Origin of the sequence: Leclercia sp. UBA1284, assembly GCF_002308415.1 — a bacterium.
Classification (GTDB): domain Bacteria; phylum Pseudomonadota; class Gammaproteobacteria; order Enterobacterales; family Enterobacteriaceae; genus Enterobacter; species Enterobacter pneumoniae.
This window is the reverse complement of the sequence record NZ_DBUS01000007.1, coordinates 85,691-107,414: the sequence shown is the minus strand read 5'-3', so window position 1 is coordinate 107,414 and position 21,724 is coordinate 85,691. Positions and strand designations below refer to the sequence as shown.

18 protein-coding genes are annotated in these 21,724 nt (G+C 54.3%); 8 read left to right on the top strand and 10 right to left on the bottom strand.

The window, feature by feature from the left end:
* Positions 1–21 precede the first annotated feature (21 nt).
* The gene (gene secA / locus B3511_RS15235) at positions 22–2,727 is read left to right on the top strand and encodes a preprotein translocase subunit SecA (RefSeq protein ID WP_040077158.1); all 2,706 of its coding nucleotides are present in this window, start codon (positions 22–24) and stop codon (positions 2,725–2,727) included.
* 57 nt (positions 2,728–2,784) lie between these two features.
* Positions 2,785–3,177, top strand: a complete 393-nt coding sequence (gene mutT / locus B3511_RS15230) for an 8-oxo-dGTP diphosphatase MutT (RefSeq protein WP_286783715.1) — start codon at positions 2,785–2,787, stop codon at positions 3,175–3,177.
* 34 nt (positions 3,178–3,211) lie between these two features.
* Here the strand turns inward: mutT and yacG are convergent, their stop codons facing one another.
* From yacG to coaE, 3 genes are read right to left on the bottom strand one after another with little or no spacing between them, the layout of a single operon-like run.
* Positions 3,212–3,406 carry a DNA gyrase inhibitor YacG gene (gene yacG, locus B3511_RS15225; protein ID WP_040077156.1) on the bottom strand — a complete coding sequence of 65 codons (195 nt, stop codon included), beginning with the start codon at positions 3,404–3,406 and terminating at the stop codon, positions 3,212–3,214.
* Between the two features lie 9 nt (positions 3,407–3,415).
* Positions 3,416–4,159, bottom strand: coding sequence for a cell division protein ZapD (gene zapD / locus B3511_RS15220; protein ID WP_040077155.1), 744 nt, complete (start codon positions 4,157–4,159; stop codon positions 3,416–3,418).
* A complete protein-coding gene (coaE, locus tag B3511_RS15215) occupies positions 4,159–4,779 on the bottom strand; it encodes a dephospho-CoA kinase (RefSeq protein WP_040077154.1) in 621 nt (206 codons plus the stop codon). Before coaE ends, zapD begins: the two co-directional genes overlap by 1 nt.
* A 227-nt stretch (positions 4,780–5,006) precedes the next feature.
* Between coaE and B3511_RS15210 the strand changes: the two genes are divergently transcribed.
* Positions 5,007–6,050, top strand: coding sequence for a GMP reductase (locus B3511_RS15210; protein WP_040077152.1), 1,044 nt, complete (start codon positions 5,007–5,009; stop codon positions 6,048–6,050).
* A gap of 31 nt (positions 6,051–6,081) precedes the next feature.
* Here B3511_RS15210 and hofC read toward each other — a convergent pair whose 3' ends face one another.
* From hofC to nadC, 4 genes are all read right to left on the bottom strand, one after another.
* Positions 6,082–7,281 (bottom strand): protein transport protein HofC, encoded by a 1,200-nt coding sequence (gene hofC, locus B3511_RS15205; RefSeq protein WP_286783714.1) that lies wholly within the window; start codon positions 7,279–7,281, stop codon positions 6,082–6,084.
* Positions 7,271–8,656, bottom strand: coding sequence for a type II secretion system protein GspE (gene gspE, locus B3511_RS15200; protein ID WP_286783713.1), 1,386 nt, complete (start codon positions 8,654–8,656; stop codon positions 7,271–7,273). Before gspE ends, hofC begins: the two co-directional genes overlap by 11 nt.
* Positions 8,646–9,104, bottom strand: a complete 459-nt coding sequence (gene ppdD / locus B3511_RS15195; RefSeq protein ID WP_040077149.1) for a prepilin peptidase-dependent pilin — start codon at positions 9,102–9,104, stop codon at positions 8,646–8,648. Before ppdD ends, gspE begins: the two co-directional genes overlap by 11 nt.
* A 192-nt stretch (positions 9,105–9,296) precedes the next feature.
* Positions 9,297–10,190 carry a carboxylating nicotinate-nucleotide diphosphorylase gene (gene nadC / locus B3511_RS15190; protein WP_286783712.1) on the bottom strand — a complete coding sequence of 298 codons (894 nt, stop codon included), beginning with the start codon at positions 10,188–10,190 and terminating at the stop codon, positions 9,297–9,299.
* Between the two features lie 87 nt (positions 10,191–10,277).
* On the opposite strand from nadC, the gene ampD reads away from it, so the two are divergent.
* The gene (gene ampD / locus B3511_RS15185) at positions 10,278–10,841 is read left to right on the top strand and encodes a 1,6-anhydro-N-acetylmuramyl-L-alanine amidase AmpD (protein ID WP_040077146.1); all 564 of its coding nucleotides are present in this window, start codon (positions 10,278–10,280) and stop codon (positions 10,839–10,841) included.
* Complete coding sequence (gene ampE / locus B3511_RS15180; RefSeq protein ID WP_040077145.1) at positions 10,838–11,692, top strand: beta-lactamase regulator AmpE; 855 nt, start codon at positions 10,838–10,840, stop codon at positions 11,690–11,692. The genes ampD and ampE overlap by 4 nt, the downstream gene beginning before the upstream one ends.
* Before the next feature lie 18 nt (positions 11,693–11,710).
* Here the strand turns inward: ampE and B3511_RS15175 are convergent, their stop codons facing one another.
* The 3 genes from B3511_RS15175 to aroP form a co-directional block, all read right to left on the bottom strand.
* The gene (locus B3511_RS15175; protein WP_286783711.1) at positions 11,711–12,661 is read right to left on the bottom strand and encodes a family 43 glycosylhydrolase; all 951 of its coding nucleotides are present in this window, start codon (positions 12,659–12,661) and stop codon (positions 11,711–11,713) included.
* Positions 12,662–12,671: 10 nt separating this feature from the next.
* Entirely contained in the window at positions 12,672–14,069 is a 1,398-nt protein-coding gene (locus tag B3511_RS15170; RefSeq protein WP_046884975.1) for a glycoside-pentoside-hexuronide (GPH):cation symporter, read from the bottom strand.
* A gap of 162 nt (positions 14,070–14,231) precedes the next feature.
* A complete protein-coding gene (aroP, locus tag B3511_RS15165; RefSeq protein WP_154298787.1) occupies positions 14,232–15,605 on the bottom strand; it encodes an aromatic amino acid transporter AroP in 1,374 nt (457 codons plus the stop codon).
* 533 nt (positions 15,606–16,138) lie between these two features.
* Between aroP and pdhR the strand changes: the two genes are divergently transcribed.
* The 3 genes from pdhR (at position 16,139) to aceF (ending at position 21,604) form a co-directional block, all read left to right on the top strand.
* On the top strand, positions 16,139–16,903 hold the full coding sequence (pdhR, locus tag B3511_RS15160) for a pyruvate dehydrogenase complex transcriptional repressor PdhR (protein ID WP_040077141.1): 765 nt from the start codon (positions 16,139–16,141) through the stop codon (positions 16,901–16,903).
* Positions 16,904–17,024: 121 nt separating this feature from the next.
* Positions 17,025–19,688 carry a pyruvate dehydrogenase (acetyl-transferring), homodimeric type gene (gene aceE, locus B3511_RS15155; RefSeq protein WP_286783710.1) on the top strand — a complete coding sequence of 888 codons (2,664 nt, stop codon included), beginning with the start codon at positions 17,025–17,027 and terminating at the stop codon, positions 19,686–19,688.
* 14 nt (positions 19,689–19,702) lie between these two features.
* Complete coding sequence (gene aceF / locus B3511_RS15150) at positions 19,703–21,604, top strand: pyruvate dehydrogenase complex dihydrolipoyllysine-residue acetyltransferase (protein ID WP_286783709.1); 1,902 nt, start codon at positions 19,703–19,705, stop codon at positions 21,602–21,604.
* Positions 21,605–21,724: the final 120 nt, after the last annotated feature.

The following is a 21,724-nucleotide window of genomic DNA, read 5'->3' as shown; positions in this document are numbered from 1 at the left end:
CGGGATGTTTGAGATTTTATTATGCTAATCAAATTATTAACTAAAGTTTTTGGTAGTCGTAACGATCGTACCCTGCGCCGCATGCGTAAAGCTGTCACCGTCATCAATGGCCTTGAGCCAGAAATGGAAAAACTGTCCGATGACGAGCTGAAAGCGAAGACCGCTGAATTCCGCGCGCGTCTTGAAAAAGGCGAGACCGTAGAAAGCCTGATTCCTGAAGCATTTGCTGTGGTACGTGAGGCGAGTAAGCGCGTATTTGGGATGCGTCACTTCGACGTGCAGCTGTTGGGTGGTATGGTCCTGAACGATCGCTGCATCGCAGAGATGCGTACCGGTGAAGGTAAAACCCTGACCGCAACGCTGCCGGCGTACCTGAACGCGCTCTCCGGTAAAGGCGTTCACGTAGTAACCGTCAACGACTATCTGGCGCAGCGTGACGCCGAAAACAACCGTCCACTGTTCGAATTCTTAGGCATGACCGTAGGCATCAACATGTCTGGTCTGCCAGCACCCGCCAAGCGTGAAGCGTATAACGCCGACATCACTTACGGGACCAACAACGAATACGGCTTCGACTACCTGCGTGACAACATGGCGTTCAGCCCGGAAGAGCGCGTACAGCGTAAACTGCACTATGCGCTGGTGGATGAAGTTGACTCCATTCTCATCGATGAAGCACGTACGCCACTGATCATCTCAGGTCCGGCGGAAGACAGCTCTGAAATGTACCGCAAGGTCGACAAAATCATCCCACATCTGATTCGTCAGGAAAAAGAGGACTCGGATACCTTCCAGGGTGAAGGCCACTTCTCTGTGGATGAAAAAGCGCGTCAGGTTAACCTGACCGAACGCGGCCTGGTGCAAATTGAAGAGCTGCTGGTTGCGCAGGGCATTATGGACGAGGGTGAGTCACTCTACTCCCCGACCAATATCATGCTCATGCACCACGTCACCGCTGCGCTGCGTGCACACGTCCTGTTTACCCGCGACGTTGATTACATTGTGAAAGACGGCGAAGTGATCATCGTTGATGAGCACACTGGCCGTACCATGCAGGGCCGCCGCTGGTCCGACGGTTTGCATCAGGCTGTCGAAGCCAAAGAGGGCGTCGACATCCAGAATGAAAACCAGACGCTGGCGTCTATTACCTTCCAGAACTACTTCCGTCTGTACGAGAAGCTGGCAGGCATGACCGGTACGGCAGATACTGAAGCCTTCGAATTCAGCTCTATCTATAAGCTGGATACCGTTGTGGTGCCGACCAACCGTCCGATGATTCGTAAGGACATGCCGGATCTGGTCTATATGACCGAAGCAGAAAAAATTCAGGCCATCATTGAAGATATTCGCGATCGTACCGCTGCCGGTCAACCGGTGCTGGTAGGTACGATTTCCATCGAAAAATCGGAAGTGGTCTCGAATGAACTGACGAAAGCAGGTATCAAGCACAACGTACTGAACGCCAAATTCCACGCGAAAGAGGCAGATATCGTTGCGCAGGCGGGTTATCCCTCTGCCGTGACCATCGCCACCAACATGGCAGGCCGTGGTACCGATATCATGCTGGGTGGTAGCTGGCAGGCTGAAGTGGCCGAGCTGGAAAATCCAACTCCGGAGCAGATTGCTCAGATCAAAGCCGAGTGGCAGGTGCGTCACGACGCAGTGCTGGCCGCAGGTGGCTTGCATATTATCGGCACGGAACGTCACGAATCACGTCGTATCGATAACCAGCTGCGTGGCCGTGCGGGTCGTCAGGGTGATGCCGGTTCTTCTCGCTTCTACCTGTCTATGGAAGATGCCCTGATGCGCATCTTCGCCTCCGATCGCGTTTCCGGCATGATGCGTAAGCTGGGGATGAAGCCGGGCGAAGCCATCGAGCACCCATGGGTGACCAAAGCGATTGCCAACGCACAGCGTAAAGTAGAAAGCCGCAACTTCGATATTCGTAAACAGCTGCTGGAATACGATGATGTAGCGAACGACCAGCGTCGTGCGATCTACACCCAGCGTAACGAACTGCTGGACGTGTCTGATGTGAGCGAAACCATCGACAGCATCCGCGAAGACGTCTTCAAAGCGACTATCGACGGACATATTCCTCCGCAGTCCCTGGAAGAGATGTGGGACGTGGAAGGGCTGCAGGAGCGCCTGAAAAACGACTTCGATCTCGACCTGCCGATTAAAGAGTGGCTGGATAAAGAGCCAGAGCTGCATGAAGAGACGCTGCGTGAACGCATCTTCGCTTCTGCGGTAGAAGTCTATAAACGCAAAGAAGAGGTTGTGGGTGCAGAGATGATGCGCCACTTCGAAAAAGGCGTAATGCTACAGACGCTGGACTCTCTGTGGAAAGAGCACCTGGCTGCGATGGATTATCTGCGTCAGGGTATCCACCTGCGTGGCTATGCGCAGAAAGATCCTAAGCAGGAGTACAAGCGTGAATCCTTTGCGATGTTCGCCGCCATGCTGGAGTCACTCAAATATGAAGTGATCAGCACCCTGAGCAAAGTTCAGGTCCGTATGCCGGAAGAGGTGGAAGCGATGGAGCAGCAGCGTCGTGAAGAAGCCGAGCGTCTGGCTCAGATGCAGCAGCTGAGCCACCAGACGGATGACAGCGAGGCTGCAGCCGCCATTGCCGCGCAGAGTGGGGATCGCAAAGTGGGTCGTAATGATCCCTGCCCATGTGGTTCGGGTAAAAAATATAAGGCGTGCCACGGTCGCCTGAGCTAAGTGATGAACTGACTAAAAAGGCGCAGCGTTCTGCGCCTTTTTTATAGGTGTAATTCGATGAAAGTATTGAATATCTCGACCGGTATTATCCGTAACGCGAAACAGCAAATTTTTATCACTCAGCGTGCCGCCGATGCCCATATGGCCAACAAGTGGGAATTTCCGGGCGGTAAAATTGAAGCGGGCGAAAGTGCAGAGCAGGCGCTGGTGCGTGAATTACAGGAAGAGGTTGGCATCACTCCTCAGGGTGCGACGCTTTATGAAAAACTGGAGTACCAGTTTCCCGATCGCCATATCACTCTGTGGTTCTGGCTGGTGGAGAGCTGGGACGGTGAGCCGTGGGGCAAGGAGGGGCAGCCAGGGAGCTGGGTTGCGCAAAGTGAGCTGGATGCGGAGAAGTTCCCACCTGCGAACGAGCCGGTGATTTTACGCCTGAAACAGGGCCAGTGAGTCTGCCGGTCTATGCGCCGGCAGGCTTTGCGTCTTAGCGCTGTTCTTCGCTCCAGTCATCGCTGTCTGAGAGATCGCCCGCGCTGGGAATACGTTTCTCTTCGGCAGCCCATTCACCCAGATCAATAAGCTGACAACGCTTGCAACAAAATGGGCGAAACGGACTTTGCTCGCTCCAGACCACGGCTTTACCGCAGGTCGGGCAGTTTACTGTCGTAACATCAGACATCTTTACTCCTTAACAACACGCCAGCTCGAAATCGAGACGTTCTGGCACCACGCCATGTTCGCTATCTAACGGCATAAAACGGATCGCAAAACGGCTTTTATGGCCTGAAATCTGCGGGTAGAGCTGCTCGTCCAGCGCCAGATTCAGACGCAGCAGGTCGGCATCTTCTCCATTATCCTGGTAAAAACCATTCAGACTGGTCTGTTTACGGAACTGCGCCGAGTTGCGAATCAAATCCAGAATTAAGGATAAGGCCTGAATAAGCGGCTCCAGGCTCTGAAGCCAACTCTGGACCTGCGCATCACGTTGCGCCTGGGGCATATGCAGCCAAATGTGCAGGGTGGGTAAATCAAAACTACAGCAGCCACCCGGGATGCTCAAACGCTGACGTACCAGCGCAATCAGACGATCTTCACGCAAGAACTGGCCAATACGCGGCGCACTCATCAGTATTCCGCTGCTGTTTTTTAGCTGCTGACGCAGCGCGTCGATACGACTGTTATCTACTCCAGGGACTTCAGCCCATGCCTGCAGTTTACGATGCTGGCGCTCCAGCTCTTTTAACAGCTCCGTACGGACTTCACCGCGCTCTAACACATCCAGCAGATCGCCAACATTGCGAAAGAAGTGCAGGGCTGAGGTGTGGTTATTAACCGGAAGAGAATTTGACAGCTGCTGGACTAAAAACTCGATGCGCAACCAGGTACGCATTTTTTCATTGAGCGGATGCTCAAACAGAATGTGGGTGTGCATTATGGCTTTTCCTGTGAATCGGCCTGCGCTGCAAGTTGCAGGTATTGTGCATGCAGGCGGGCAACAGCGGATGCAATGGCATCCGGTGCGCCGTCATTATTAATAACATCATCCGCGACGGCAAGGCGTGCTTCACGCGTGGCCTGCGCGGCCAGAATAGTTTCCGCATGATGGCGCGCAACGTTATCACGCGCCATGGTGCGCTGAATTTGGGTCTCTTGAGAGACGTCGACCACCAGAATCCGATCGGCTTTATCGTGCAGACGATTCTCCACCAGCAGGGGGACCACCCACATCACGTAAGGTGAGGTTGCTGCAGCAATCTGCCGTTGAGTCTCTTGCTGAATTAAGGGGTGGAGGAGGGCGTTGAGCCAGGCTTTTTCGTCGGGATGAGAGAAGATACGCTCGCGCAACATGCGACGATTTAACGTGCCATCCGGCGCAATAAGCTGGCTACCAAAATGTTCGGCAATGGCCTGAAGTGCGGGTGTATTGGGTTCTACCACCTGACGGGCAATAATATCGGCGTCAATTATCGTGACACCCAGATGAGAGAAGGCGTCAGCAACAGTGCTTTTGCCACTGCCAATGCCCCCCGTTAACGCAACGATGTACCCCATTAAACAAAATCCTGGGAATTATTCATTATTAAAATCAATTGCTTAAAATTTAATCATTCAGCAATCAAGGTTTAGCCCTGTTTACTTACTTTTGAGCAGGTAAATTTATAGGATTGTAGCGTAAAAAAAGAGAATTTCGCAGTCTTGCGCAGCCAGTATTAGTGCGTATGATAGCGTCACTGGAGTTGTGAGTTTCGTTTTTCGCCATTGACCCCAGGAATCCGCTAATGCGTATCGAAGAAGATCTGAAGTTAGGTTTTAAAGACGTTCTTATCCGCCCTAAACGCTCTACCCTCAAGAGCCGCTCAGACGTTGAACTCGAACGTCAATTCACCTTCAAACATTCCGGTCAGACCTGGTCTGGTGTGCCAATTATCGCCGCCAACATGGATACCGTGGGTACTTTTGCGATGGCGACTGCTCTGGCAAGCTTCGACATTCTGACCGCGGTGCATAAGCATTACAGCGTGGAAGAGTGGAGTGCGTTCGCCAGCGCCGCTTCCGAGAACGTGCTGAAGCACGTCATGGTTTCTACCGGCACCTCTGATGCCGATTTCGAGAAAACCAAACAAATCCTTACCGCTAACCCGGCCCTGAACTTTGTCTGTATCGATGTGGCTAACGGTTACTCCGAACACTTCGTACAGTTCGTTAGCAAGGCGCGCGAAGCCTGGCCAACGAAGACCATTATCGCGGGCAACGTGGTAACCGGCGAAATGTGTGAAGAGCTGATTCTTTCTGGCGCTGATATCGTAAAAGTTGGTATCGGTCCGGGCTCCGTCTGCACAACCCGCGTCAAAACCGGTGTCGGCTATCCCCAACTCTCTGCAGTCATTGAGTGTGCCGATGCGGCGCATGGCCTGGGCGGGCAAATCATCAGCGATGGCGGCTGCACCACACCCGGTGACGTGGCTAAAGCGTTCGGCGGCGGCGCAGATTTCGTGATGCTGGGTGGGATGCTGGCAGGGCATGAAGAGAGCGGTGGCAACATCGTTGAAGAGAATGGCGAGAAATTCATGCTCTTCTACGGCATGAGTTCCGAATCCGCCATGACCCGACACGTCGGGGGTGTAGCGAAATACCGCGCCGCTGAAGGAAAAACCGTGAAGCTGCCTCTGCGTGGCCCGGTGGATCACACCGCACGCGACATTCTGGGCGGCCTGCGTTCAGCTTGTACCTACGTGGGTGCATCTCGCCTGAAAGAGCTGACTAAGCGCACGACCTTTATCCGCGTTCAGGAACAGGAAAACCGCGTTTTCAATAGCCTGTAATCCTTCTCGCTGGCGCCTCAGCGCGCCAGCGTTATCCCCCGCTCATCGCATCCCCCAAATGAAATATAGGCAAGTACATCGCCACCACCAGCGTGCCAATAATGACGCCCGTCACAATCAACAGGAGCGGTTCCAGCAGAGACGCGAGGTCATCCGCGTGTTGAAAGGTCTTCGCATTATGATGCTGCGCCAGGTTATAGAGCATGGTATCCAGTGCGCCAGAAACTTCGCCGGTGCGAACCAGTTGAATGCAGAGTGGCGTAAACAGGCCGGCAGTGTTGAATGCTGACCAGATGGGCGAGCCCTGCATCACGCGGTGGCGAATCGCCTGCAGTTTGTCGCGCCAGAATGGGCACTCCATTGTCTCTTCGGTGCTCTCCAGCCCCTGCAGAAAGGTGATGCCTGCCTGTTGGGTGAGTGACAGCACGGTAAATATTTGGCTAAGCTTTTGACCCCGCACAAGCGTACCGATCAGGGGGCACCTAAGGAGCAGGCGCATCGTCACCCTTTGCCAGGGCGGGTGGCGACGCAGCCCCAGCAGGCCTAAACCAGCAGCAACCAGCAGAACCAAAAAGACCCAACCCCAGCGTTGTAAAAACGCGGCTGCGGCCATCACGCCCTGCGTGAGTGCGGGTAAAGGTGTATTAAAGGTTTTGTAGATAGCAGCAAATTCGGGTAAGACCATCGTCACCATCGCCAGTACGACGGCGATGGCCAGCGAAAGGATGATAATCGGGTAGCGGAGTGCCTTTTTAACCTTTGCGCTGAGCTGCTGTTGCGTTTTTTGCTGAATAGCGAGCTGACGGCAACACTCATCGAGCTTACCGGTCAGTTCTCCGGTTTTCATCATTGAGATGTAGAGCGGCGGGAACACGGCAGGCCATTTCTTGAGCGTGTCGGAAAAGGGGTTACCCGCGCTGAGATCCTCGGCGACGCTCTGCAATAGCGCCTGCCAGGGTTTAACCGGATGTTGCTGTGCAAGTAGCTCCAGAGAGGCCGATAACGTTAAACCTGCCTGTAGCAACGTTGCCAGCTGATGGATGACCTCATAGCGATGCTGGGGCTGCCAGCGCGCCTGACGCAGCGTGCCGCGGCGCAGTGACAGCGGGAAAAGCGCCTTATCTTGCAGCTTTTGCCATGCACTTTCACGGTCAGGGGCCAGGATGGCCCCCTCTATGCTTACGCCCTGCTGATTAAGGGCGCGCCATCGCCAAAGCTGTTCACTGGCCATGAGGTATTCCTAACACGCGCACCAGCTCCTCCAGCGTGGTTTTCCCTTCTTCCACGGCCATACAGCCATGTTCGAACAGCGTCATCATGCCTGCCTGACGTGCATGCGCTTCAATCTCTTCAACTGGCGCACCGCGCGCAATGGCCAGGCGAAGATCGCTACTGATCGCCATCACTTCAAATATCGCCACCCGGCCATAAAAACCATGATAACAACGGTCACAGCCAGCGGGCAGCCAGTGCGGCAGCGGCCTTGGCCACAATGTGCCGGGCAGCGGCACCTCGCGTTCTGTTTGTTGGCGGCAATGAGGGCAGAGTCGGCGTACCAGGCGTTGCGCGATAACCAGTGATAACGCCGATGAGATCATCCAGCGCGCCACCCCCATCTGCTGCAAACGCACCAGCGTCTCCGCCGTTGAGTTGGTGTGCAGGGTGGAAAGCACCAGATGTCCGGTTTGTGCCGCATTCATAGCAATTTCCGCTGTTTCACCGTCACGGATTTCGCCCACCATAATGATATCCGGGTCTTGCCTAAGAAAAGCGCGCAGTACGCTCTGGAACGTCAATCCTGCCCGGGGATTGATCTGCGTCTGGTTCAGCCCCTCCAGGGGGATTTCGATGGGATCCTCAACGCTGCAGATGTTCACTTCAGGCGCATTGCGCGCCTGAAGGGCACTGTATAGGGAGACTGTTTTCCCACTGCCGGTGGGGCCGGTCACCAGGATTAGCCCTTGTGGTTTCATCAACGCCTCACGAAAACAGTGCAACTGAGAAGAGGCCATCCCCAACTGGTCAAGCTGATGGGCTTGTTGTACCTGTTGAAGCAGGCGGAGTACGATTTTTTCGCCGCGACGGCAGGGCAGGGTGGCGATGCGAAATGACACCGGTGCGCCCGAGAGTTCAACCGTGAATTGCCCATCCTGTGGCAGCCGACGTTCGGCGATATCGAGATTGCCAAGCACCTTAAGTCGTGCCGTCAGGCTAGTACCCAGCGCCACGGAGAGGGGCTGCTGGGAATAGAGCACGCCATCAATGCGTAGCCGAATTTGCCAGCTCTCATCTGCAGGTTCGATATGAATATCCGAAGCGCGCTGTTCAAGGGCGTGACTCAGCGTACGGTTGAGGATCTCCACCGCCGAACGCCCGGTATCGGCCTGGACGGGAAGATGGGATTGCGAGGCCGCCTGCCGGTATTTCTCCATGCGTTCGGCACTCCAGCATTCAATATCGACGTTTTTTTGCGTTGCGAAGCGCAGTGCATCCAGCATCTCTGGCGCCGGTTGGCCCAGCACGGCAATGCTCAACCGTGCCTCGGTGCTGTTGAGGAGTAGCGCGTTATGGCGCTGACACAGCGCCATCAGTTTCTCAGGATTCATCTGCCTCTCCTGCTGGATCCGTAAAGCGGAACACATCTTCGCAGGCCTGCTTCAGGGCGCTGTCATCGCTGATCGTGCAGGTGCGAGTCCAGCCCGTAATGCCGTTGCCATTATCCCAGACTGGGGTCAGGGCTACGCTCAGGCCATTCAGACTCTCCTGACCCGTCAGGGTCACAGCACCATTGGCGACAGACATCGCAGAGACGTAGCGGGACGTCGCCGGAGAGGGGATACCATTCGCACCCGCGTCGCAGCTATCCGTTCCGCCATGATCCAGCGCGCAGAGTTCGACTGCGGTGCGGTAAGGAATAAAGGTTTGTAGCATGTCGGTGAGGGCCGCTTTTCGCAGATAGTTTTGATAAGCGGGTATGCCAATGGCGCTCAGTATCGCGATGATCCCTATGACCACCATCAGTTCAATTAGCGTAAATCCTTGTTGTCTGTTCATGTGTCGCTCCTGTGGTTGACTGGCGACACTGTGTCAGCCTGTTATCGTCAGGGCGAGCGACAAAAATGGTTTCGTGGAGGCGGCTTCAGAAGGTTATGACGCGCTTGCAGAGAGGAGAAACAACGCTGCGAGAAGGATCGTAAAAGGGGGCGGAGAAAAGCCCGACCGGAGCGCCGGCCGGGTGAGCGGGAACTATTTAAAACGCATCGACAGGTCGAGCGCGCGCACGTGCTTGGTCAGCGCTCCGACGGAGATATAGTCAACGCCTGTCTGGGCGAACTCACGGATTGTTTCATGCGTGACGTTGCCCGAGACCTCCAGGCGAGCCTGGCCCTGGGTACGTTTCACCGCTTCACGCATCTGATCGGTCGTGAAGTTATCCAGCATGATGATATCGGCCCCGGCTTTCAGCGCCTCTTCCAGTTCATCGAGGCTTTCTACCTCCACTTCTACCGGCACATCCGGATGCAGCCAGAAGGCTTTCTCTACCGCCTGGCGTACGGAGCCAGAGGCGATAATGTGGTTTTCTTTAATCAGAAACGCATCGGATAACCCTAAGCGATGGTTCGCTCCACCACCGCAGATAACGGCGTATTTCAGCGCCGTGCGCAGGCCTGGTAGGGTTTTACGGGTGTCCAGTAGCTGAGTATGCGTACCTTCCAGTAAGGCCACGTAACGGTGGACTTCGCTGGCCACGCCTGACAGGGTTTGCACAAAATTGAGTGCGGTGCGTTCACCCGTCAGCAATACGCGGGAAGGGCCATTGAGTTCAAACAGCGGCTGATTTTCGGTCACGCTATCGCCATCCGCAACATGCCAGGTAACCTGCACCTCATCTCCCGCCAGCTGGGTGAAGACCTCTTCTACCCAGCGTTTACCACAGAAGATCCCCGCTTCACGGGTGATCACCACCGCCTGAGAGTGCGCTTCTTTTGGCAAAAGCAGAGCAGTGATGTCGTTGTCGGCGTTAACATCGCCTCCCAGATCTTCGCGCAGGGCGTGCGCGACACTTGCCGGTATATCCAGATTAATACGTTCCAGAAGTGCGTCACGTCTCTGGTCGGGGTTGTAGCGGCGAGGCGGCATGATAAAACTCCAAATTGGTAACGAATCATAAGATTGAAACATGCTACTCTGAACCGGGTATCAGCACCATAAATAAGGAGAGCCCGCATGCAGTTGGAACATGGATGGCTGGTGGATGCACGGCGTGTGCCCTCGCCACACCACGATTGCCGCCCTGAAGAGGTCACCCCCTCGCTGTTGGTGGTGCATAACATCAGTCTGCCACCGGGGGAGTTCGGGGGCCCATGGATTGACGCGCTCTTTACCGGAACGATAGATCCCAACGCGCACCCCTTCTTTGCGGAAATCGCGCATTTGCGGGTTTCTGCCCACTGCCTGATTCGCCGTGATGGCGAAATCGTCCAGTATGTTCCTTTTGACAAGCGAGCCTGGCATGCGGGCGTATCGACTTATCAAGGGCGAGAACGCTGTAATGATTTCTCCATCGGAATAGAGCTGGAAGGCACAGATGTGCTGCCCTATACCGATGCGCAATATCATGCGCTGGTTGCGATAACCCGCCTGCTGATCGCGTGCTATCCGGAAATGGCTAACCACATTACCGGGCATAGTGATATCGCACCGGTGAGAAAAACCGATCCCGGCCCGGCCTTTGACTGGAGCCGATTCCACGCCATGCTTAACGCTTCGTCAGACAAGGAGATGACATGACGTTGTTCACCATACTGCTGGTTATGATCGCTGAGCGCTTATTTAAGCTGGGCGAACACTGGCAACTGGATCACCGGTCGGAGATCTTTTTCCGTCGGATTAAACATTTCTCGTTACTGCGTACGTTAATAATGACCGCCGGCGTCATGTTGGTGGTCTTCTTGCTGTTACGCGCCTTACACGGCCTCTTTTTTAACGTCCCTTTGCTGGTGGTCTGGATTTTGCTCGGCGTGCTCTGTATTGGTGCCGGGAAAGTGCGTTTGCACTACCACGCTTACCTGAAAGCGGCTGCGCGCAACGACAGCCACGCCCGGGGTGCCATGGCCAGCGAATTAACTCTTATTCACGGTGTGCCGCCTGACTGCGACGAGCGGGAGTTTCTGCGCGAGCTGCAAAATGCCTTGTTGTGGATTAACTACCGTTTCTATCTGGCGCCGCTGTTCTGGTTTGTGGTTGGCGGCCCGTGGGGCCCGGTGCTGCTGATGGGCTATGCGTTTTTACGCGCCTGGCAGAGCTGGCTGGCGCGTTACCTGACACCACACGAACGACTGCAATCAGGCATTGATGCCATTCTGCATGTGCTGGACTGGCTGCCGGTGCGCCTGGTCGGTGTAGTCTATGCCTTGATTGGTCATGGTGAAAAAGCGTTACCTGCCTGGTTTGCGTCGCTCGGGGATCGCCGCACCTCGCAATATCAGGTTCTGACCCGTCTGGCGCAGTTCTCGCTGGCGCGCGAGCCGCATACCGACAAAATCGCCACGCCAAAAGCTGCCGTGTCGATGGCCAAGAAAACCTCGTTTGTTATCGTGGTGATTGTGGCGCTGCTAACGATTTACGGCACGCTGATATAAATCTGCGTGCCGTAACTGTTACTCGCTATCTGCAGGCGGGATGCCGAAATCTGGCATCCCGTTTTCGTTCCAGTGAACTAACTTCAGGCGGGTATGGCGGTTGGGATCGTAAAGCGGGTCGCCTTCTATCTCGGTATAGTTGCGCGCATGATAGACCAGCACATCTTCCCCATCAGCCGTCTGCGTGAAGCTATTATGCCCCGGGCCGTACTGACGGTTTTCATAGCTGGTGGTGAAGACCGGCTGCGGCGATTTGTGCCAGTTCGCCGGATTACGCGGGTCGGCATCTTTCTCGATCCACAGCAGGCCCATACAGTAATTTTCATCGGTCGCGCTGGCGGAGTAACTGATAAACAGACGCTTACCATGGCTTAAGATAGCCGGCCCTTCGTTCACCAAAAAGCCCCGGCACTCCCAGTCAAATTCCGGTTTGCTTAGCAGAACGGGTTCGCCTTTCAGCGTCCAGGGATTCTCCATTTCGCTCAGATAAAGATTGGAGTTCCCGGCAATATCCGGCGCTTTCTGCGCCCATAAATACCAGCGTTTGCCCTGATGAATAAAGGTGGTGGCATCCAGGGCAAACGTATCGTACTGCGTCTTAATCTGCCCTTTCTCCACCCACGTACCGGTGAGCGGGTCGCTGTCGCTACACTCCAGCGCGTACATTCGATGCTGGAACATCCCGAGCTCATCCAGCGCCTGAGTATGGGCGGCGGCAAAGTAGATATACCACTTGCCGTCTATCGCATGCAGCTCGGGCGCCCAGATGAGATTACCCATCGGGCCGCTGTCCGGTTTATGCCAGACCACCACCTCTTGCGCATCACGCAGGCCTTCCAGGGTATCGGCGCGGCGAATCGCCAGCCGGTTGTACTCCGGCACCGAGGCGATAAAGTAATACTGTTCCTCATGCCGGAGAATATAGGGATCGGCACGTTGCTCAATAAACGGGTTTGGCCAGTGACGCATTTCGCGCTCCTTATTTAGTCTCTGCGGCTTTCAAATCCTGATAGTCGCTCAGCTCTCGATAGTTGGTACGGCGTTTTTCCAGGTCCGCCTGAATCTGCTTCATGGTTTCACGGTCGACTTTCAGCAGACGAACCACACCTGCGGTAATCAGATACCCTACGCCCGGAATGACGGTAAAGAGCAGGACGATCCCATTGATGGCGTCTGCGCTTTGCGCTTTGGCACCCGCATCGTAGCCATACCAGGAGAGCAGGAAACCGACCATCGCCCCGGCAATCGCCAGACCCAGCTTCAGGAAGAAGATGTTGCCGGAGAAGCTGATACCGGTAATACGTTTGCCGGTTTTCCACTCGCCGTAATCATCCACATCCGCCATCAGCGACCAGTGCAGTGGAGACGGGATCTGGTGCAGGATGTTCAGCAGGAAGTAGAGCACGATAATGGTCATCGTGGCTTTAGGGTCGAAGAAGTAGAAGGCGCAAGAGAATATCGCCAGCACGATATTGGTCCAGAAGAAGACTTTCAGTTTGCACCAGCGGTCAGTCAGCACTTTCGCCAGCATGCTGCCGATCATCATGCCCACCACGCCCAGGCTGATAAATAGGGTGGCGAAATGAGTGCTTTCACCCATAACCCAGGTGACGTAATACATGGTGGCGGCCATGCGGATAAAGCCCGGGCAGACGTTGCAGATGGTCAACAGCAGGATGCGCACCCACTGGTCGTTTTTCCATACGTCTTTAAGGTCGTTTTTGAGTTCATCGTTGGTCTGTACCGCAGGGCGTACTCGTTCGCGCACGGTAGAGAAGCTGAACAGGAACATACAGGTACCAATGAGCGCCAGCACCGTCATTGCCATCTGGTAGCCTTTCGCTTTGTTTTCTCCGCCGAACCAGTCAGCCATCGGCAGCAATGTCAGCGACAGCAGTAGCGTAGCAATACCGACCATGACAAAACGGTAAGACTGGCAGGCCACGCGCTCTTTAGGATCATTGGTGATCACGCCCCCGAGGGAGCAGTACGGAATATTGATGGCCGTATAGGTCAGTGACAGCAGGAAATAGGTGACAAACGCATAGATAACTTTGCTGTTATAGCTCCACTCCGGGGTGGTGAACATCAGAATGCTAAACAGCGCGTAAGGGAAGGCAATCCACAACAACCATGGACGAAAACGACCATATTTGCTGCGGGTTCGGTCGGCGATAGCCCCCATAATCGGATCGGTTATTGCATCGATGACGCGCACCGACAGCAGTAATACGCCGACCAGCGCAGGCGCCAGCCCGAAAATATCCGTATAAAAATAGTTAACAAACAACATTATGGCGCCGAAGATGATGTTACATCCCGCGTCACCCATCCCATAGCCGATCTTTTCTTTCACTGAAAGTTTATTGTTATCCATCGACATTTCTCCGCGTTACGATATGGAGAGAATTATTTGCTGCCAAAGCAATTTATGCGTTGCAGTATAAAGGCGCTGATATGGAAGAATGTGCTATGGATGAGAAAGTGTGAGGAAGGTAACAGGCTCTGTGCCCGCAGAGGGGCACAGAGAGAGGCAGGATTACTGTACTTTTACCGTTTTGGCGTTCTTTTGCTTAAACAGGTAGCCCACGCCGAGGATCACGATCCAGACCGGGATGAGATACACAGAGATAGCCATACCCGGCGTCATCAGCATAATCACCAGCACCGCTGCCATAAACAGCAGACAGACATAGTTACCCAGCGGATAGAGCAGGGCAGGGAAGCGCGTTTTGACGCCCTGCTGCTGCTTGGCACGGCGGAACTTGATGTGCGCCAGGCTGATCATGGCCCAGTTGATGACCAGGGCAGAAACCACTAGCGCCATCAGCAGGCCAAAGGCCGACTCCGGTGCCAGGTAGTTGATCAGCACGCACAATGCAGTGACCACGGCTGAAACAATAATGGTGTTCACCGGTACGCCACGCTTGTCGACGTTAAGCAACGCTTTCGGGGCATTGCCCTGCTGGGCGAGGCCAAACAGCATACGGCTGTTGCAGTAAACGCAGCTGTTGTAAACGGAGAGCGCAGCGGTCAAGACAACAACGTTCAGCGCGTTCGCCACAAAGGTGTCACCCAGCTCGTGGAAGATCAGTACGAACGGGCTGGTGTCAGCGGTAACGCGCGTCCACGGCAGCAGCGAGAGCAGCACGGCCAGTGAACCCACATAGAAGATCAGAATACGGTAGATAACCTGATTGGTCGCTTTCGGGATGCTCTGTTCCGGGTTGTCGGCTTCGGCGGCGGTAATGCCCACCAGTTCCAGGCCGCCGAAGGAGAACATAATAATCGCCATCATCATCACCAGACCGGTCATGCCGTGCGGCAGGAACCCGCCCTGTTCCCAGAGATTACGCACGGTGGCTTGTGGACCACCGTTACCGCTGAACAGGAGCCAGCCGCCGAACAGGATCATGGCGACGACGGCAATGACTTTAATAATGGCAAACCAGAACTCCATCTCACCAAACACTTTTACGTTGGTCAGGTTGATGGCGTTAATAATGACAAAGAAGGCTGCAGCGGAAATCCAGGTCGGGACTTCCGGGTACCAGAACTGAATGTATTTACCCACCGCGGTCAGCTCAGCCATCGCCACCAGGACGTACAGCACCCAGTAGTTCCAGCCAGATGCAAACCCGGCGAAGCTTCCCCAGTATTTATAGGCGAAGTGGCTGAATGAACCCGCTACAGGCTCCTCCACGACCATTTCCCCCAGCTGGCGCATAATCAGAAATGCAATAAAGCCGGCTATGGCATAACCCAGAATAATGCCAGGACCCGCAGACTGAATAACGGACGCGCTGCCCAGGAACAGACCCGTGCCAATAGCGCCGCCCAGCGCGATAAGCTGAATATGGCGGTTTTTAAGGCCGCGCTTTAGCTGATCGCCGTGCTGTTGACCTTCCATCATGAAACCTCGTGTGTGTTTGTTATGTTCACGCTCAGGCGTGTGTAATTATGAAATTCCATTTCGTGTATTTATTTCTTTACGGTGGAATTGGCCTAAAATACAGGCCATGACTTCCGTTAACGCCAGAATAGTGTTAAGCGCCCGCGAATGCACCTGCTTTATGAAAGGAGGATGACGAGTTGAATAAAAAGAAACCAGTTGTTAATCGACTCGTTTAACCCCTTTTATCTGTGTATAGAATAAAAATGCTCTCTAAGTGGCGCATATTTCATAATTTGGCGAGGTGAATCGGTTCAGATTGAGTATTTTGCGTTTCATTAAAGTTAAAACTGCCTCTTTATGGGTAATAATTTCATTTGGGCAAAGTTACATTTCTGAAACGTTATTTCTGTAAGGTTGTTAAAATGTGCCGGGTTTAATGATTTCAATCAAAACCAATATGGACACAAGGTGAATACTTTGTTACTTTAGCGATACGAACATGAAATTGGTAAGACCAATTTACTCCGGGCAAAAGGCGTAAGACAGGGAATATGGCCTACAGCAAAATTCGCCAACCTAAACTTTCTGATGTGATAGAGCAGCAGCTGGAGTTTTTAATCCTCGAGGGGACACTGCGCCCCGGCGAAAAACTCCCGCCTGAACGCGAGCTGGCAAAACAGTTCGACGTTTCCCGCCCCTCGCTGCGTGAGGCGATCCAACGTCTCGAAGCCAAGGGCCTGCTGCTTCGTCGCCAGGGCGGCGGAACTTTTGTGCAAAACAGCCTGTGGCAGAGCTTCAGCGATCCGCTGGTAGAACTTCTCTCTGACCACCCAGAATCCCAGTTTGACTTGCTTGAGACCCGTCACGCGCTTGAAGGCATCGCGGCTTATTACGCGGCCCTGCGCAGCAATGATGCCGATCGCGACCGTATTCGCGAACTGCATCAAGCCATTGAACGGGCACAGCAGTCCGGCGATTTAGACGCCGAGTCCGATGCCGTTGTCCAGTATCAAATCGCTGTTACCGAAGCAGCCCACAATGTTGTGCTCCTCCATCTGCTACGCTGCATGGAGCCGATGCTGGCCCAGAACGTTCGTCAGAATTTTGAATTGTTGTATGCCCGTCGGGAAATGCTCCCACTGGTAAGCAACCATCGCACCCGAGTATTCGAGGCGATAATGGCCGGGGAGCCGGAGCAGGCGCGTGAAGCGTCGCACCGTCACCTGGCTTTCATTGAGGAAATCTTGCTGGACCGCAGCCGTGAACAGTCGCGTCGCGAACGTTCATTACGCCGCATACAGCAACGAAAGGATTAAGCGCCAGTTTTTTAGAGCGCGGCAACTAAACGCAGAACCTGTCTTATTGTGTTTTCTGGCGAAAATACAATGGGACAGGTTCCAGACAAATCAACGTATTAGATAGATAAGGAATACCCCCATGTCAGAACGTCTCCAAAATGACGTGGATCCGATCGAAACTCGCGACTGGCTACAGGCGATCGAATCGGTCATCCGTGAAGAAGGTGTTGAGCGTGCTCAGTATCTGATTGATCAGCTGCTTTCTGAAGCTCGCAAAGGCGGCGTGAAAGTGGCTGCAGGTGCAGGGGCTAACAACTACGTAAACACGATTGCCGTCGAAGACGAACCGGAATACCCGGGCAATCTGGATCTGGAACGTCGTATCCGTTCTGCAATCCGCTGGAACGCCATCATGACCGTTCTGCGCGCATCCAAGAAAGACCTGGAACTGGGTGGCCACATGGCATCCTTCCAGTCTTCTGCCACCGTTTACGAAGTGTGCTTTAACCACTTCTTCCGTGCGGCCAACGAGAAAGACGGCGGCGACCTGGTGTACTTCCAGGGCCACATCTCTCCGGGCATCTATGCACGTGCCTTCCTGGAAGGTCGTCTGACTGAAGAGCAGATGAACAACTTCCGTCAGGAAGTTCACGGTAAAGGTCTGTCTTCTTACCCGCACCCTAAACTGATGCCTGAATTCTGGCAGTTCCCGACCGTATCCATGGGTCTGGGTCCAATCGGTGCGATCTATCAGGCTAAATTCCTGAAGTATCTGGAACACCGTGGTCTGAAGGACACCTCTGAGCAAACCGTTTACGCCTTCCTGGGCGACGGTGAGATGGATGAGCCAGAATCTAAAGGTGCGATTACCATCGCAACCCGTGAGAAGCTGGACAACCTGTGCTTCATCATCAACTGTAACCTTCAGCGTCTGGATGGTCCGGTAACCGGCAACGGCAAGATTATCAACGAACTGGAAGGCATCTTCGCGGGTGCTGGCTGGAACGTGATTAAAGTCATGTGGGGCGGTCGTTGGGATGAGCTGCTGCGTAAAGACACCAGCGGTAAACTGATCCAGCTGATGAACGAAACCGTTGACGGCGACTACCAGACCTTCAAATCCAAAGACGGTGCCTACGTGCGTGAGCACTTCTTCGGCAAATACCCTGAAACCGCCGCACTGGTTGCAGACTGGACTGATGAGCAGATCTGGGCGCTGAACCGTGGTGGTCACGATCCGAAGAAAGTCTACGCTGCACTGAAAAAAGCGCAGGAAACCAAAGGTAAAGCGACCGTCATCCTGGCCCACACCGTTAAAGGTTACGGCATGGGTGATACCGCTGAAGGTAAAAACATCGCTCACCAGGTTAAGAAAATGAACATGGACGGCGTGCGTTATATCCGCGACCGTTTCAACGTTCCAGTGACCGATGAGCAGGTTGAAAACCTCTCTTACATCACCTTCCCGGAAGGTTCTGAAGAGCACAAGTACCTGCACGAACGTCGTCAGGCGCTGAAAGGCTACCTGCCTGCTCGTCAGCCTAACTTCACCGAGAAACTCGAACTGCCTGCGCTGGATGACTTCTCTCAGCTGCTGGAAGAGCAGAACAAAGAGATCTCTACCACCATCGCTTTCGTGCGTGCCCTGAACGTGATGCTGAAGAACAAGTCGATCAAAGATCGTCTGGTTCCAATCATCGCCGACGAAGCGCGTACTTTCGGTATGGAAGGTCTGTTCCGTCAGATCGGTATCTACAGCCCGAACGGCCAGCAGTACACCCCGCAGGACCGTGAGCAGGTTGCATACTACAAAGAAGACGAGAAAGGTCAGATCCTGCAGGAAGGTATCAACGAGCTGGGTGCAGGCGCGTCCTGGCTGGCTGCTGCGACCTCTTACAGCACCAACAACCTGCCGATGATCCCGTTCTACATCTACTACTCCATGTTCGGTTTCCAGCGTATCGGTGACCTGTGCTGGCAGGCTGGCGACCAACAGGCTCGCGGCTTCCTGGTCGGTGGTACTTCCGGTCGTACGACTCTGAACGGTGAAGGTCTGCAGCACGAAGATGGTCACAGCCACATTCAGTCTCTGACTATCCCTAACTGTATCTCTTACGACCCGTCTTACGCGTACGAAGTGGCAGTCATCATGCACGACGGTCTGACCCGTATGTACGGTGAAGCGCAAGAGAACATTTACTACTACATCACCACGCTGAACGAAAACTACCACATGCCGGCTATGCCGGAAGGTGCCGAGGAAGGTATCCGTAAAGGTATCTACAAACTCGAAACCCTCGAAGGTAGCAAAGGTAAAGTTCAGCTGCTGGGCTCCGGTTCTATCCTGCGTCACGTTCGTGAAGCGGCTCAGATCCTGGCGAAAGACTACGGTGTGGGTTCCGATGTCTACAGCGTGACCTCCTTCACTGAACTGGCGCGTGATGGCCAGGATTGTGAACGCTGGAACATGCTGCACCCAATGGAAACTCCGCGCGTTCCGTACATCGCTCAGGTGATGAACGATGCACCAGCGGTGGCATCTACTGACTATATGAAACTGTTCGCTGAGCAGGTTCGTACTTACGTACCAGCGGATGATTATCGCGTTCTGGGTACTGACGGCTTCGGTCGTTCTGACAGCCGCGAAAACCTGCGTCACCACTTCGAAGTTGATGCTTCTTACGTGGTTGTAGCAGCCCTGGGCGAACTGGCTAAACGTGGCGAAATCGATAAGAAAGTGGTTGCGGATGCAATTACCAAATTCAACATCGATGCAGAAAAAGTTAACCCGCGTCTGGCGTAAGAGGTAAAAGAATAATGGCTATCGAAATCAATGTACCGGACATCGGAGCTGATGAAGTTGAAATCACCGAGATCCTGGTCAAAGTAGGCGACAAAGTTGAAGCTGAACAGTCGCTGATCACCGTAGAGGGCGACAAAGCCTCTATGGAAGTCCCGTCTCCTCAGGCTGGCATCGTTAAAGAGATCAAAGTCTCTGTTGGCGATAAAACCGAGACCGGCAAACTGATCATGATTTTCGATTCCGCCGACGGTGCAGCTGATGCTGCACCTGCTAAGGCAGAAGAGAAGAAAGAAGCCGCTCCGGCTGCAGCACCTGCTGCTGCGGCAGCGAAAGACGTTAACGTGCCTGACATCGGCGGTGACGAAGTTGAAGTCACTGAAATCCTGGTGAAAGTGGGCGACAAAGTTGAAGCTGAACAGTCCCTGATCACTGTAGAAGGCGACAAAGCCTCTATGGAAGTCCCGGCGCCGTTCGCGGGTACCGTTAAAGAGATCAAGATCAACACCGGTGACAAAGTCTCTACCGGCTCCCTGATCATGGTCTTTGAAGTGGCTGGCGCTGAAGGCGCGGCGGCTCCGGCGAAAGCCGAAGCGGCTCCGGCCCAGGCGGCTGCACCAGCAGCGGCTGGCGGTGCGAAAGACGTTAACGTACCGGACATCGGCGGTGACGAAGTTGAAGTGACCGAAGTGATGGTAAAAGTGGGCGACAAAGTTGCCGCTGAACAGTCACTGATCACCGTAGAAGGCGACAAGGCTTCTATGGAAGTCCCTGCGCCGTTCGCCGGTACCGTTAAAGAGATCAAAATCAGCACCGGCGACAAAGTCTCTACCGGTTCTCTGATCATGGTCTTCGAAGTAGAAGGCGCTGCATCTGCGGCCGCTCCGGCTGCCGCTGCTGCTCCAGCTCCGGCTGCTGCACCGGCTCAGGCTGCTAAACCTGCTGCGGCCCCTGCTGCAAAAGCGGAAGGCAAATCTGAGTTCGCTGAAAACGACGCTTACGTCCACGCAACACCGCTGATTCGTCGCCTGGCGCGCGAGTTCGGTGTGAACCTGGCGAAAGTGAAAGGGACCGGTCGTAAAGGTCGTATCCTGCGCGAAGACGTTCAGAGCTACGTGAAAGACGCGGTGAAACGCGCCGAAGCTGCACCTGCTGCTGCCGCTGGCGGCGGTATCCCGGGCATGCTGCCATGGCCAAAAGTGGACTTCAGCAAGTTCGGCGAAATCGAAGAAGTGGAACTGGGCCGTATCCAGAAAATCTCGGGTGCTAACCTGAGCCGTAACTGGGTGATGATCCCGCACGTTACTCACTTCGACAAGACCGATATCACCGATCTGGAAGCGTTCCGTAAACAGCAGAACGCCGAAGCTGAGAAGCGTAAACTGGATGTGAAATTCACCCCAGTGGTCTTCATCATGAAAGCGGTTGCTGCGGCGCTGGAACAGATGCCTCGCTTCAACAGCTCCCTGTCTGAAGATGGCCAGAAGCTGACGCTGAAGAAATACATCAACATCGGTGTTGCGGTTGATACGCCAAATGGTCTGGTTGTTCCGGTCTTCAAAGACGTGAACAAGAAGAGCATTACCGAGCTGTCCCGTGAACTGACCACCATCTCCAAAAAAGCGCGTGATGGTAAGCTGACTGCCGGCGAAATGCAGGGCGGCTGCTTCACTATCTCCAGCATCGGCGGCCTGGGTACTACCCACTTCGCGCCGATTGTGAACGCGCCGGAAGTGGCGATCCTCGGTGTGTCCAAGTCCGCGATGGAGCCGGTGTGGAATGGTAAAGAGTTTGTGCCGCGTCTGATGATGCCAATCTCTCTCTCCTTCGACCACCGCGTGATCGACGGTGCTGATGGTGCGCGTTTCATCACCATCATCAACAACACCCTGAGCGACATTCGCCGCCTGGTGATGTAATCGAAAAGCCGGCCAGTCGGCCGGCTTTTTTCTGGTAACCTCGGCGCGTCAGCAAGGTTACTGCGAAAGCGAGAATTCATGAGCCGTTTGTTGTTTCAAAATTGTTAACAATTTTGTAAA